This window comes from Pseudomonas sp. NBRC 111140 (assembly GCF_001320885.1).
Taxonomy (GTDB): Bacteria; Pseudomonadota; Gammaproteobacteria; order Pseudomonadales; family Pseudomonadaceae; genus Aquipseudomonas; species Aquipseudomonas putida_P.
Genome location: NZ_BCBQ01000071.1, coordinates 21,818 through 34,024, shown reverse-complemented (window position 1 = coordinate 34,024; position 12,207 = coordinate 21,818). Strand labels below are relative to the sequence as shown.

Genomic DNA, 12,207 nt, shown 5'->3' with positions numbered 1-12,207 from the left:
TAGCTGGTATGGACCACAGCAAAATGGCAGGGATGGACCAAGGCGGCATGGCCGGCATGGACCACAGCAAGATGGCTGGTATGGACCACGGCAGCATGGGAGACATGGGCGGCGCCATGCAGTCTCACCCAGCCTCAGAAACTAATAACCCCTTGGTCGACATGCAGACTATGAGTCCAACGCCCAAGTTGGACGATCCGGGAATCGGCCTGCGCAACAATGGACGACGTGTCCTGACGTATGCGGATCTGCGCAGCACGTTCATTGATCCAGATGGACGTGAACCAGGGCGCACCATCGAGCTGCATCTCACAGGCCATATGGAGAAGTTCGCCTGGTCCTTTGACGGCGTCAAATTCTCCGATGCTGAAGCCCTGCGCCTCAAGTATGGCGAGCGTCTGCGAATCACGTTGGTCAACGACACCATGATGACTCACCCCATCCACCTCCACGGAATGTGGAGCGATCTGGAAGATGAGGAGGGTAATTTCATGGTTCGAAAACACACCATCGACATGCCTCCAGGCTCAAAACGAAGCTACCGAGTAACCGCGGATGCTTTGGGCCGTTGGGCCTACCACTGCCACCTACTGTTCCATATGGAAATGGGCATGTTCCGAGAAGTCCGCGTGGACGAATGAACTGGAGATCCAAGATGAGCAAACCAATGAAGCGAAACGCCTTTTTCCTTTCTGCTGCGATGGCTGGTCTGTTTGCTGTTTATGCTCCTTCGTCGTGGTCCAGCGACAATCATGAACAGCACACCCAGAAGTCTGCCGATGCCGCGAAATCGAAGGGTTCTCAGGGCATGGATCATGACTCGATGAAGGGTATGGATCATGGCTCCATGAAGGGTATGGACCACGACAGCATGAAAGGTATGGACCATGGCTCGATGGAAGGTATGGATCACAGCAAAATGATGGAATCGCATGGCAGCGATAACGCTAAGGCAGGGAAAGATGACCAATAGCCTGGTACGACCATCGCTGCTGGCATTGACCGTTTCATTCAGCTTGCTGGGTGCTGCGCCCAGCTTTGCTGCTGAGGAGATGGACCATTCGGCAATGGGGCACGGAGCCATGGAAATGGATTCCGCTCCGTCGGCTGACCCGATGCCAGGCATGGACCACGCTCAGATGGGCGCGAGCAAGCAGCAGAAGAAAGCCGCGCCCGTTGATCACAGCAAAATGAAACACAGTCAACCTGCGGCCAAACCTGCACACATGGACCACAGCAAGATGGACCATGGCAGCATGCAGGGGATGGACCATGGGGCCATGGATCACTCGATGATGAACCATGGCTCTGATGCCCCAACGACGACTAGCCGTACTCCGATACCTGTGCTGACGGATGCTGATCGCCAAGCTGCCTTTCCTCCGTTGGGCGGGCATCAGATGCACGACAGCGCGATCAACAGCTTCTTCCTGCTAGATAAGCTTGAGTACCAGGATGCAGACGAAGGCAGCGCGCTGGCTTGGGAAGCCTCTGGATGGGTTGGCGGCGATATCAACCGGCTGTGGATCCGCTCCGAAGGTGAGCGGACGAATGGCGTCACCGAGGACGCTGAGTTGCAGCTTCTGTATGGGCGATCCATTAGCACATGGTGGGATGTGGTCGCTGGGGTGCGCCAGGATTTCCAACCAGGATCTCCACAGACATGGGGAGCTTTTGGTATCCAGGGCATGGCGCTCTATGACTTCGAAGCCGAAGCCACAGCGTTCATCGGTGAGAATGGCCAGACAGCTGCTCGGCTAGAGGGCGAATACGACATTCTCCTGACCAATCGCCTGATCCTGCAGCCAACCGCTGAAGCCAATTTTTATGGCAAAAACGATCCCGAGCGCGGGGTGGGTTCTGGCCTGGCAAACACCGAAGTCGGTCTGCGCTTAAGGTATGAGATCGTGCGCCAGTTCGCACCCTACGTCGGCGTCACCTGGAGCCGCTCCTACGGCAAAACGGCAGACCTGATCCGCGATGAAGGCGGGGATGTCGATGAAGCGCGTTTCGTTGCCGGCATTCGGATGTGGTTTTGAGAGCCTGACATGAAGAGAACAATTACAACGTTGGTAGCAGCAGGCGCCGTGGGTAGTGCGGCGGCGTTGGGGGCCGCGTATTTTGGCCTGGTCAACGTCGGTGCTGATGATCCTCACTTCCCAGCCGTGCATGCTTTCCTCGCCATGGCGCGGGATCGCTCCATTGAAGTGCGCGCACGGGACATCGAGGTACCGAACCTAAAGGATGAAACCCTTATCCGTACAGGTGCCGGTAACTACAATGCGATGTGCATTGGCTGCCACCTCGCCCCTGGGGTGGATAAAACCGAGCTCAGCCAAGCGCTTTATCCGGCACCGCCCAATCTTGCCAAGATTGGTTCAAGCAATAACCCCGCAGCGGCCTTCTGGACCATTAAACACGGTATCAAGGCTACCGGCATGCCCGCTTGGGGCAAGAGCATGGGTGACCAGTACATCTGGGGTATTGTCGCTTTCCTTGAGCAAATGCCGCAGATGAACGCAGAGCAGTACAAGGCCCTGGTAACAACCAGTGGCGGCCACCAGCACGGTGGTGGGGAAAGTGAGATGCACAACCATGAGGGCCAGCATGGCGGCAATGAGCCAGACCATCATGGCAAGGTTTCCTCTGAGGCAGGGCACCACGATATGGAGCAGTCAGAGGCTCATCACTCACACTCGGCAGATTCCGAGGGTCACGAATCTGAGGGCGGCCATCATGATGCTACCGAGTCCTCTAGTGATCAGAATTCCAAACCAGGTTCGAAGACGCACACACACAAAGATGGAAAGGTACACACCCATGAAGGCTAACAGCCGCTTTCTCAGGTTGGCCGCCTTCGCGGCATTCATCGCGCTGCCGCCAGTCTACGCAGCCGTACCGACCACGATTGATGTTCATCGGGATGCCAATTGCGGCTGCTGTAAAAAGTGGATCGCACACTTGGAACAAAATAGCTTCAAGGTCATTGACCATGTTGAAACCGACATGAGTGCTGTAAAACAGAGCCTTGGGGTCGCACCGCGTTTGGCTTCCTGTCACACGGCAGTGATTGATGGGAAGTTTGTCGAAGGACACGTGCCAGCTGAGCAGGTTCGTGAGCTGGCAAACAGAGATGATCTGATCGGTGTCGCCGTCCCAGGTATGCCGGCAGGCTCCCCAGGTATGGAAGTGGATGGTGTCACTCATGCATACCAAGTCATCGGTTTCAACAAGAGCGGGCAGGATGTAGTGGTTGCGGAGTATCCAGGCCACTGATCGACAGTTTTCCCAACGCAAACGGCGCTTTTAAAGGCGCCGTTTTAGTTTGAATAGAGTTCAAGAGCTCAGTTCTGGCCGCGGCAATTGATGCCAGCTGCGCGGTATTCGAGAATGTTGAGCTTGCCTGTCGAGTCTTCATAGGTCATTTGCGCAGGCATCACATCACAGCTTCCCCGGTTTGAGGTCACAGCAATCACTTTTGCTACATCGAGCTCCATGCCGTAGCGGTAGTGGACTACCTCTGGGGGATTTTTACCGATGGAGGCTGCGTATGCGCGCATGGCCTGCTCATTCGCCTGAATCATTTTCCCGTGCAGGCGGTCGGACCCGCCCTCAGCCATCGCGGCCGAGGAAGCCATCAGAATCAGTATGGCGGCAACGCCGTTGAGAGCTTTCATGTTCGTCACTCCGATTTGGTGTGATTGAATCTTAGGGGGCAGCACCTGTCTCTCGGGTGATCTGTGGATTACATCTTTGTCAGTCGGCAAGCGGTGTCGAACGGCATTCTCTGAGAGCTGGTGAAAGGCCAGAAAAGCTCATTCCCTGGGCGCAGCATAGATCCTGGGTGAGCGCCTCGTCAGTGCCTTGCGTGTGCATTCCGAGCACGGGTATTGGGATGCCAAAGCAGTGGTCAGTGCCACGGGCACCTGGAGCAACCCTAATATCCCTGCTTATCCCGGTGCCGAGCTGTTCCGTGGTCAGCAGCTGCATTCAGCTCATTATGTTGAGCCGCTGGCCTTCTCGGGTAAGCGAGTACTGATCGTCGGTGGAGGTAACTCCGGGGCACAGATTCTCGCTGAGGTTTCCCAAGTAGCGGATGCGACCTGGGTAACGCCCACCGAGCCACTCTTCCTGCCTGATGATGTGGATGGTCGAGTGCTGTTCGAACGGGCGACAGAGCGCTGGAAAGCGCAGATGGAGGGCCGTGTGATTGAGCAGCCAGTCGGTGGGCTGGGCGATATCGTGATGGTCCCGGCTGTGGTCGAGGCGCGTGAGCGAGACGTTCTGCACGCTGTGCGGCCCTTCGTTCGTTTCACCCCCGACGGTGTGGTTTGGGCGGACGGCTCGGAGACCGCGGTCGATGCGGTGATCTGGTGCACCGGATTCAAGCCGGCGCTGGGGCACTTGGCGAGCCTCGGGGTAGTCACGGGTGACGGACGCGTCGAAGTTTCAGGTACACGGTCAGTGAATGAGCCTGCCCTTTGGCTGGTGGGTTATGGCGAGTGGACAGGCTCTGCATCCGCGACCTTGATCGGGGTGACACGCACAGTCCGCAGCACTGTTGTTGAGATCGAGCAGTTTATGGTGAAAGCGGAGGCTTGAGTGCATCCGCTCTTCCCCTGTGCTCAGTGGGTCTGCTGCGCCATTTCGCTGTGTCTGGGCAACCCGAGCGAGATGAGCGCGGCAGCCAATACGAAGATGCTGGAAACCCACAGGCAGGCCTGCAAACCGTAGGCTTGGAACACCCAGCCTGACAGCAGTGTACCGACCAGCCGCCCCAGGGCGTTGGACATGTAATAGAACCCTACATCCAGGGAGACGCCGTCTTCCTTGGCATAGCTGACGATCAGGTAGCTGTGCAGCGAGGAGTTCACCGCGAACAGCACACCGAACAGCATCAGCCCACCGAGCAGCACCACCTGGGCCGACCAGCCTGCCGATAGGCCCACGGCAATGAGCGCAGGCAGTCCCGCCAGGGCGATCGCCCAAATGAAGGCCGCTCGACCGTCCGGCACGTGACCGCGCTTCTTACCGGTGATGTGAGGAGCAAACGACTGGACGATGCCGTAGCCAATGATCCACGCGGCGAGGAAGCCGCCGACCAGCCAGAAGTCCCAGCCAAACGCGGTGCTCAGGTACACCGGCAGCGCCACGACGAACCAGACGTCCCGGGCACCAAAGAGAAACAGCCGTGCGGCCGAGAGGATGTTGATGGCTCGGCTCTTGGACAGCATGTCGCGGAACTTGGGTTTGGCCTTGGCTTTGCCCAAGTCCTTTTTCAGCAGCACCAGACTGCCAATCCAGATCAGGGCCAGTACTGCCGCCATGGCCAGCACCGCCAGGGTGAAGCCGAGCAACGCGAGCAGTGCTCCGCCGAGGAAAAAGCCCACGCCTTTGAGCGCGTTCTTCGAGCCCGTCAGGATGGCCACCCATTTGTAGAGCGTCCCCTGTTGGCTGTCCGGTACCAGGAGCTTGATGGAGCTCTTGGCGCTCATCTTGTTCAGGTCCTTGGCGATGCCGGACAGCGCCTGAGCGGCCATCACCCACGGCACCGTAAGCCAGGCTGCCGGCACTGTGAGCATCAGCAGTGCAAAGACCTGCATGCCCAAGCCGATGTTCATGGTGCGGTTGAGTCCCAGGCGGGCGCCGAGGTAGCCACCCACCAGGTTGGTGATCACGCCGAACACTTCGTAGAACAGGAACAGCGCGGCGATCTGCAGCGGCGTGTAGCCCAGCGAATGGAAGTGCAGTACCACCAACATGCGCAACGCGCCGTCGGTGAGGGTGAAGGCCCAGTAGTTGCCGGTAACCAGCAGGTACTGACGCACTTCCGCAGACAGGGCTGACAACGCCTTCATGATCGCTGTTTACTCCGCTGCGCCGACCAGGCGGGCCAGTTCCGCTGCACGGTTGGCGTAGCCCCATTCGTTGTCATACCAGGCGTAGAGCTTCACCTGGGTGCCATTGACCACCAAGGTCGACAGTGCGTCGATGATCGAGGAGCGCGGATCGGTGCGATAGTCGATGGACACCAAGGGGCGCTCTTCGTAGCCCAGGATGTCTTTCAACGGGCCTTCGGCCGCCGCCTTCAGCAGAGCGTTGACCTCTTCAGCCGTTGTCTCACGTTCCACTTCGAACACGCAGTCGGTCAGCGAGGCGTTGGCCAGCGGTACGCGCACGGCGTGACCATTCAACTTGCCGCGCAGCTCGGGGAAGATCTCGGCGATCGCAGTAGCCGAGCCCGTGGTGGTTGGGATCAGGCTCATGCCAGAGGCACGGGCGCGGCGCAGGTCCTTGTGCGGCGTATCGAGGATGCTCTGGGTGTTGGTGAGGTCGTGGATGGTGGTGATCGATCCGTGGCGGATGCCAAGGTTCTCGTGAATCACCTTGACCACCGGGGCCAGGCAGTTGGTAGTGCAGGAGGCGGCGGTAACGATGCGATGCTGCGCCGGGTCGAACAGGTGCTGGTTGACGCCCATCACCACGTTCAGTGCGCCTTTCTCCTTCACTGGAGCGCAGACCACCACACGTTTGACGCCCTGATCCAGGTAGGCCTGGAGCACGGCTACCGACTTCATCTTGCCGCTGGCCTCGATGACCAGGTCGCAGCCTGACCAGTCGGTGTCGGCGATGGTCTTGTTCGCGGTGACCTGAATGCGCTTGCCATCGATCACCACCGTACTGCCCTCAGCACGGGCTTCACGGAGCCAGCGGCCGTGGACCGAGTCGAAGTTGATCAGGTGGGCATGGGTCTCGGCGTCGCCGGCCGGGTCATTGATCTGCACAAACTCGAACTCTGGCCAGTCCCAAGACGCGCGCAGCGCCAAGCGACCGATACGGCCAAACCCATTGATACCTACTTTGATAGCCATGTTCTTGTTCTCGGGTCGCGATTAGCGAAGGGTCAGAGGGTAACGCTGAACTGGTTGATGTAGCCGACGTGCGCAGGGTTCTGAATTGCACGTGGACGCAGGGCCTGGACCTGGGAAACAGCTTCCTGCACAGGGATGCCGCACTCGATCATCAGGCGGGCGGCAAACAGGCCGGTGCGGCCAGAGCCGCCCTTGCAGTGAATGGCGATCGTCTTACCGGTCACCACCAGCTCTTTCAGGCGTTCCCGGTGAGTTTCCCAGGCAGCAGCAAACGGCTCACCGGGTGCTTCGTCGTCTTCGACCGGCAGGTGGAACCATTCGAGGCCCAGCAGTTGGCACTCCTCGGGAAGCAGATCGATCTCGTTCTGCAGCAGTTCTTCACTCGGCATCAGGGTTACCAGCGCGCTCGCGCCGGCATCGCGCAGCGTTGCCAGAGCCTGAGATACCGATGTCTCCTTGGTACCTGGGCACGGAGTGAAGATCAGCTGACCGACCAGTTCGGAATTAGCCAACACGGAATACGGGTGCAATTGCATGCTCACAAAGCCTCAAATGGATCGTTGATTGACACGCTTGGATAGTTCTTCAGCCGACTCTTTACGTTCGGAGTAGCGATCGACCAGATAGTCGGAGCGATCACGAAGCAGCAGGGTGAACTTCACCAGCTCCTCCATCACGTCGACGACACGGTCGTAGTACGAAGAGGGTTTCATGCGACCCGCCTCGTCGAATTCCAGGTAGGCCTTCGGCACGGACGACTGGTTAGGGATGGTGAACATGCGCATCCAGCGGCCGAGGACGCGCAGCTGGTTGACCACGTTGAACGACTGCGAGCCACCGCAGACCTGCATCACCGCAAGGGTTTTGCCTTGGGTCGGGCGCACGGCGCCCATGCTCAGTGGAATCCAGTCGATCTGCGATTTGAACACGCCAGTCATTGCGCCGTGGCGTTCTGGCGAGCACCAGACCATGCCTTCCGACCACAGCACCAGGTCGCGCAGCTCCTTGACCATGGGGTGGTCATCGGGCACGTCATCCGCCAGCGGCAGCCCGGTCGGATTGAATATCCGCGTCTCGGCACCGAAGTGTTCCAGCAGGCGTGCAGCTTCTTCCGTCAGCAGGCGGCTGAAGGAGCGTTCGCGGGTCGATCCGTACAGCAGCAGGATGCGAGGCTTATGGGTGGACTTTTGCTCGACTGCCAGCTTGTCTGCTGTCGGCAGTTCGACCAGATCGTTGTCGATGTTGGGGATGTGGTGTTCGGTCATGATTTACTCCTGAGACAAGGCGCCAGATGGCTGATCGAACCAGCGGCGCTTGAGCCACAAGGCCACGCCCACCAGGGAGATCAGTACCGGCACTTCCACCAAGGGCCCGATGACGGTGGCAAACGCGACCGGCGAGGCAAGACCGAAGGTGGCGATGGCCACGGCAATGGCCAGTTCAAAATTGTTACTCGCTGCGGTGAACGCCAGAGCAGTGGTACGTGGGTAGTCAGCTTCCAGCAGCTTGCCCATCCAGAAGCTGATGAAGAACATCACCACGAAGTAGATAGTCAGCGGGATAGCGATGCGCAGCACATCCAGCGGCAGTTGCAGCACCATGTCGCCTTTCAGGCTGAACATGGCCACGATGGTCAGCAGCAACGCCAAGAGCGTCAGCGGGCTGATCCTCGGAATGAAGCGCTCCTGGTACCAGGTCTCGCCCTTGCTGCTGATCAGAATCTTGCGGGTCAGGAAGCCGGCCAGGAACGGGATGCCCAGGTAGATCAGTACCGATTGGGCGATGTCGAGGAAGCTGGTCTCGATGACGCTACCCTCAAGGCCAAACAGAGGTGGCAGCAGGCCAAGGAAGATCCAGGCGTACACGCTGAAGAACAGGATCTGGAAAATGCTGTTGAAGGCGACCAGGCCCGCCACGTACTGGTTGTTGCCACCGGCGATCTGGTTCCACACCAGCACCATGGCGATGCAGCGCGCCAAGCCGATGAGGATCAGGCCAGTCATGTACTCAGGCTTGTCGGAAAGGAACACTACTGCCAGCCCGAACATCAGTACCGGGCCGATTACCCAGTTCTGGACCAGCGACAGCACGAGGATGCGCTTGTCCTTGAAAACCTGAGGCAGTTCCTCGTATTTCACCTTCGCCAGCGGCGGGTACATCATGACGATGAGGCCAATCGCGATGGGGATGTTTGTCGAGCCTACCGACAGGCTATTCAGCCACGCAGGCAATCCCTGGAACAGGCTGCCCAGACCAATGCCCAGGCCCATGGCCAGAAAGATCCAGACCGTCAGGTAGCGGTCTAGGAATGAAAGTCGGCTTTTGCTCATGGTGGATCTCCCTAAACGTCAGAGCGTTCCGATGCGGGCCAGCTCGACCTTGAGCTGGGCGGCATCCATTTGGTCGAAAGGCAGTGCGATGAATGCCTTGAGGCGTCGCTTGATCTGTTCAAGCGTGTTGTCGAATGCCGCGTCCAGCTCGGCGGCACTACCGTGCAAATCCGAAGGGTCAGAAAGTCCCCAGTGGGCTTTCACTGCTGGTCCGAAGAACACGGGGCAGGCTTCGCCAGCGGCCTTGTCGCAGACGGTGATGACGAAGTCCGGTGCCAGCTCGGCGTGTGCATCGCTGGATTTGCTGCTGAGGCCATCGGTGGAAATACCGGCGCGCTGCAGCGCGGAGATGGACAGCGGATGTACCTCGCCCTTGGGCTGGCTTCCGGCGCTGTAGGCCTTCATGCCGGCCGGAGCCAGGTGATTGAAAACAGCCTCGGAGAGGATGCTGCGGCAGCTATTGGCGGTGCAGAGGAACAGAACTTTCATCGGCTTTTGCTCGGCAGTAATCAGCAGCAGGTAGCAGCACGCTGTGGGCGGTCACCCATGGCGTCCAGTCGAGTGGAACTGCTGTTCAGCCACTCGCTGTTGGCCTCCAGCGTCGTTTTCAGGATCTCGCGTACCCAGGCGGGCAGCTCTGGATGCAGCCGGTAATAAACCCATTGGCCCTGGCGGCGGTCTGCCAGCAGGTCACAGGTGCGTAATTGCGCCAAGTGGCGGGAAACCTTGGGCTGGCTTTCTTCCAGCGCACAGGTCAACTCACAGACGCAGAGCTCTTCCTCGCGGGCGATCAGCAGCATCATCCGAATGCGGTTCTCGTCGGCGAGGCATTTGAAAACCTTGGTAGGGGTCAGTGGATCAGTCATAACGATTCTCAGTGTTTGGTTTTCACGAAGACGAACATCTTGATGCGCTCATGGATCTCGTGAAGCGTATGGCGGAAGGCATCGTGCTTGTCGCTGGTGACCGGATCTTCAAAGTGCCACGCCAAGCGCTCGCCCAATGCCGGTAGTAACTGGCACTCCAGCGCCGCCTTGTCGCAAAGGGTGATGAGGTAGTCGAAGTGTTCGCCGGCGAACTCATCGATGGACTTGCTGCGCGGCCGCTGGCATCGATACCGAGGTGCTCAAGCGCCGCGAAGGTACGCGGATCTACTTCGCCAGGCTGAGTGCCGGCGCTGAATGCTTCAAAGCGCACAGGGTCTGTGTGTCGGAGCAATGCTTCGGCGAGCTGGGAGCGAGCAGCGTTTGCGGTGCAAACAAACAGGACGCGGATCTTGCCAGTCATCGCGAGGTACTATGCATGTATATGATTTTTCGAATATACGCTTTTCCGAATGTATCGCAACCCCTCCGGTGATGGGTGGCTTTACATGTGCATATTCGTGCACATATATTGGCGGCATGACGACCAACCAGAACCTCCGCACCCAAGCCATCGACGCTGCCATCGAGTCGCTGGACGAAGCCTTCTTCAAAGCACTCTGCGAGCCCTCCAGGGTCGCGGTGTTCAAGCGCGTGCTCCTGCTGGGCCGGGCGGATGTCGGCGAAATCGCTAAAGAGCTGCCGCAGGAGCGCTCGGTGGTCTCCAGGCACCTGCAGGTGCTGCACGATGCCCAGATCGTGAAAGCCACCAAGGTGGGCAGGCAGGTGTTCTACGAAGTGAATGGTGGGGCGATCGTCGAGCGCCTTGAGGGCCTGCTCCAGCGAACCAAGGGTCTGGTTTCGCTGTGCTGCCCGTAGCTCGTGCCCTTTTTTTGTCCTGATATATGCTTGAGTGCGCACATATGAATAAATCGAGTCGCGCGGTGGATGTGATCGTCATCGGTGGTGGGCAAGCGGGCTTGGCGCTTGGCTGGCATTTACAGCAGCACGGCTTGGACTTTCTGATCCTAGATGAGCAGACGCGCCCAGGCGGAAACTGGCGCAAGTACTACGACAGCCTGCTGCTTCGTCATCTGGAACGGGTTGGTTCGACGGAAACACCCGCTCAACGATCGCGCAATCCAGCCAACGGCCTTCAAGACAAGCGTGCTTCTCATAGACGCCAACCGTCCTGAAACCGCAGGACTGACAGAGCGCGAGGCTCGCCTCGTTGAAGGTGAAAATGCGGGAGAGGACTTTCCAGAAGCCGCGTGCCTCAGCCTCACTGAGCAATGCCTTGAGCAGCGCCTTGCCGATGCCACGTCCGCGGACGTCACGGCCCAGATAGATCGAGAAGTCGGCGATGCCGGCGTAGCACGAACGCGCGCGGTAGCTGCTCAGGTTTGCCCACGCCACTACCGCACCGTCGACCTCGACGACCAGCACCGGATGGCGAGACATGTCGGCCACCCAGGGCTGCACATCCATGGCGCTGCGTGGTTGGGTCTCGAACGTAGAGCTGCGGTCTTCGATCCCCTGGTTGTAGATCTCGGCAATGGCCTGGACATCGCTGAGTTGAGCAAGGCGAATGTGCATCTGGCTTCCTTTCGCGGGAACTAGTGGTTAGAGGGCTGGGTTTTTCTTTCGGCAACTGCTTATTCACCCCCCGGCCTACTTGCACTGTACAACGCGGGAGTGGGGTTTTCACATTTCGGCGGCGACTCGCCGAGAATCAGTACTTGCTAGGGATGTTCGCAACCAACAAATTGGCTGGGGGAAACCGTTCGACTCGCTCCTCCTTGATGCAGTCCCACGCCCATTTATGTAGCGATGCGCTGCGCAGGAAATCACCTACCAATTCGATAGGAATCTGGTCTTCGTCGACAGCAAGTTTGTAACTAGGCTGCATGGCATAGCACACGTCCATTCCCATTCGACCACTAAGCAACTGGTTAATTACCTTCACCCGCTGAGTCCAGGTCAAACGCTGCTTTCTACGCTTCGAGTTCTGATAGACCATCAAATTTAGGTGGAGAGACGCATGTATATATGCACCTATGCAAATACGCTGAACATTTTGAGCTCTGAACGACTGCGGTCAATCATTCGCAACGAGTCTGATTTGCGCCCAATGCCCAGAAA

The 12,207-nt window shown here is 58.6% G+C and carries 15 protein-coding genes and 3 pseudogenes; 8 read left to right on the top strand and 10 right to left on the bottom strand.

Annotated elements, in window-relative coordinates:
* The 5 genes from APH42_RS20700 to APH42_RS20680 all read left to right on the top strand — a co-directional run.
* On the top strand, positions 1–641 hold a 641-nt coding region (locus tag APH42_RS20700; protein ID WP_156352842.1), incomplete at its 5' end, for a multicopper oxidase domain-containing protein.
* A gap of 14 nt (positions 642–655) precedes the next feature.
* Complete coding sequence (locus APH42_RS20695) at positions 656–973, top strand: hypothetical protein (protein ID WP_225876663.1); 318 nt, start codon at positions 656–658, stop codon at positions 971–973.
* Positions 963–2,039 carry a copper resistance protein B gene (locus APH42_RS20690; RefSeq protein ID WP_059183366.1) on the top strand — a complete coding sequence of 359 codons (1,077 nt, stop codon included), beginning with the start codon at positions 963–965 and terminating at the stop codon, positions 2,037–2,039. The genes APH42_RS20695 and APH42_RS20690 overlap by 11 nt, the downstream gene beginning before the upstream one ends.
* Before the next feature lie 9 nt (positions 2,040–2,048).
* The gene (locus tag APH42_RS20685; RefSeq protein WP_059183367.1) at positions 2,049–2,831 is read left to right on the top strand and encodes a cytochrome c; all 783 of its coding nucleotides are present in this window, start codon (positions 2,049–2,051) and stop codon (positions 2,829–2,831) included.
* Positions 2,821–3,276, top strand: coding sequence for a DUF411 domain-containing protein (locus APH42_RS20680; protein ID WP_059183368.1), 456 nt, complete (start codon positions 2,821–2,823; stop codon positions 3,274–3,276). The genes APH42_RS20685 and APH42_RS20680 overlap by 11 nt, the downstream gene beginning before the upstream one ends.
* Positions 3,277–3,344: 68 nt before the next feature.
* Here the strand turns inward: APH42_RS20680 and APH42_RS20675 are convergent, their stop codons facing one another.
* Entirely contained in the window at positions 3,345–3,677 is a 333-nt protein-coding gene (locus APH42_RS20675; RefSeq protein ID WP_059183369.1) for a DUF2790 domain-containing protein, read from the bottom strand.
* 169 nt (positions 3,678–3,846) lie between these two features.
* On the opposite strand from APH42_RS20675, the pseudogene APH42_RS20670 reads away from it, so the two are divergent.
* Positions 3,847–4,602, top strand: a pseudogene (locus APH42_RS20670) (NAD(P)-binding domain-containing protein); the annotation flags it as partial.
* A 23-nt stretch (positions 4,603–4,625) separates the two neighbouring features.
* On the opposite strand, the gene arsJ reads toward APH42_RS20670, so the two are convergent.
* From arsJ to APH42_RS20630, 8 genes and pseudogenes are all read right to left on the bottom strand, one after another.
* On the bottom strand, positions 4,626–5,858 hold the full coding sequence (arsJ, locus tag APH42_RS20665) for an organoarsenical effux MFS transporter ArsJ (protein ID WP_059183370.1): 1,233 nt from the start codon (positions 5,856–5,858) through the stop codon (positions 4,626–4,628).
* Positions 5,859–5,867: 9 nt separating this feature from the next.
* A complete protein-coding gene (locus tag APH42_RS20660) occupies positions 5,868–6,872 on the bottom strand; it encodes an ArsJ-associated glyceraldehyde-3-phosphate dehydrogenase (RefSeq protein WP_049274266.1) in 1,005 nt (334 codons plus the stop codon).
* A gap of 32 nt (positions 6,873–6,904) precedes the next feature.
* Positions 6,905–7,408 carry a cyclin-dependent kinase inhibitor 3 family protein gene (locus APH42_RS20655; protein ID WP_059183371.1) on the bottom strand — a complete coding sequence of 168 codons (504 nt, stop codon included), beginning with the start codon at positions 7,406–7,408 and terminating at the stop codon, positions 6,905–6,907.
* A gap of 12 nt (positions 7,409–7,420) precedes the next feature.
* A complete protein-coding gene (arsH, locus tag APH42_RS20650; protein ID WP_059183372.1) occupies positions 7,421–8,137 on the bottom strand; it encodes an arsenical resistance protein ArsH in 717 nt (238 codons plus the stop codon).
* A gap of 3 nt (positions 8,138–8,140) precedes the next feature.
* Positions 8,141–9,202, bottom strand: a complete 1,062-nt coding sequence (gene arsB, locus APH42_RS20645; protein ID WP_059183373.1) for an ACR3 family arsenite efflux transporter — start codon at positions 9,200–9,202, stop codon at positions 8,141–8,143.
* An 18-nt stretch (positions 9,203–9,220) separates the two neighbouring features.
* A complete protein-coding gene (locus APH42_RS20640) occupies positions 9,221–9,691 on the bottom strand; it encodes an arsenate reductase ArsC (RefSeq protein WP_059183374.1) in 471 nt (156 codons plus the stop codon).
* Between the two features lie 20 nt (positions 9,692–9,711).
* Positions 9,712–10,068: a metalloregulator ArsR/SmtB family transcription factor gene (locus APH42_RS20635; RefSeq protein ID WP_019752756.1), complete on the bottom strand. Its 357-nt coding sequence runs from the start codon at positions 10,066–10,068 to the stop codon at positions 9,712–9,714.
* 8 nt (positions 10,069–10,076) lie between these two features.
* Positions 10,077–10,489: pseudogene (locus APH42_RS20630) on the bottom strand (arsenate reductase ArsC).
* 116 nt (positions 10,490–10,605) lie between these two features.
* Between APH42_RS20630 and APH42_RS20625 the strand changes: the two are divergent.
* Both APH42_RS20625 and APH42_RS30885 read left to right on the top strand, forming a co-directional pair.
* Complete coding sequence (locus APH42_RS20625; RefSeq protein ID WP_028692330.1) at positions 10,606–10,944, top strand: helix-turn-helix transcriptional regulator; 339 nt, start codon at positions 10,606–10,608, stop codon at positions 10,942–10,944.
* Between the two features lie 26 nt (positions 10,945–10,970).
* Positions 10,971–11,261 carry an FAD-dependent oxidoreductase gene (locus APH42_RS30885; RefSeq protein WP_374701059.1) on the top strand — a complete coding sequence of 97 codons (291 nt, stop codon included), beginning with the start codon at positions 10,971–10,973 and terminating at the stop codon, positions 11,259–11,261.
* Here APH42_RS30885 and APH42_RS20620 read toward each other — a convergent pair.
* Positions 11,167–11,661, bottom strand: a pseudogene (locus tag APH42_RS20620) (arsinothricin resistance N-acetyltransferase ArsN1 family A); the annotation flags it as partial. The gene APH42_RS30885 and the pseudogene APH42_RS20620 sit on opposite strands and share 95 nt — an antisense overlap.
* Positions 11,662–12,207 lie beyond the last annotated feature (546 nt).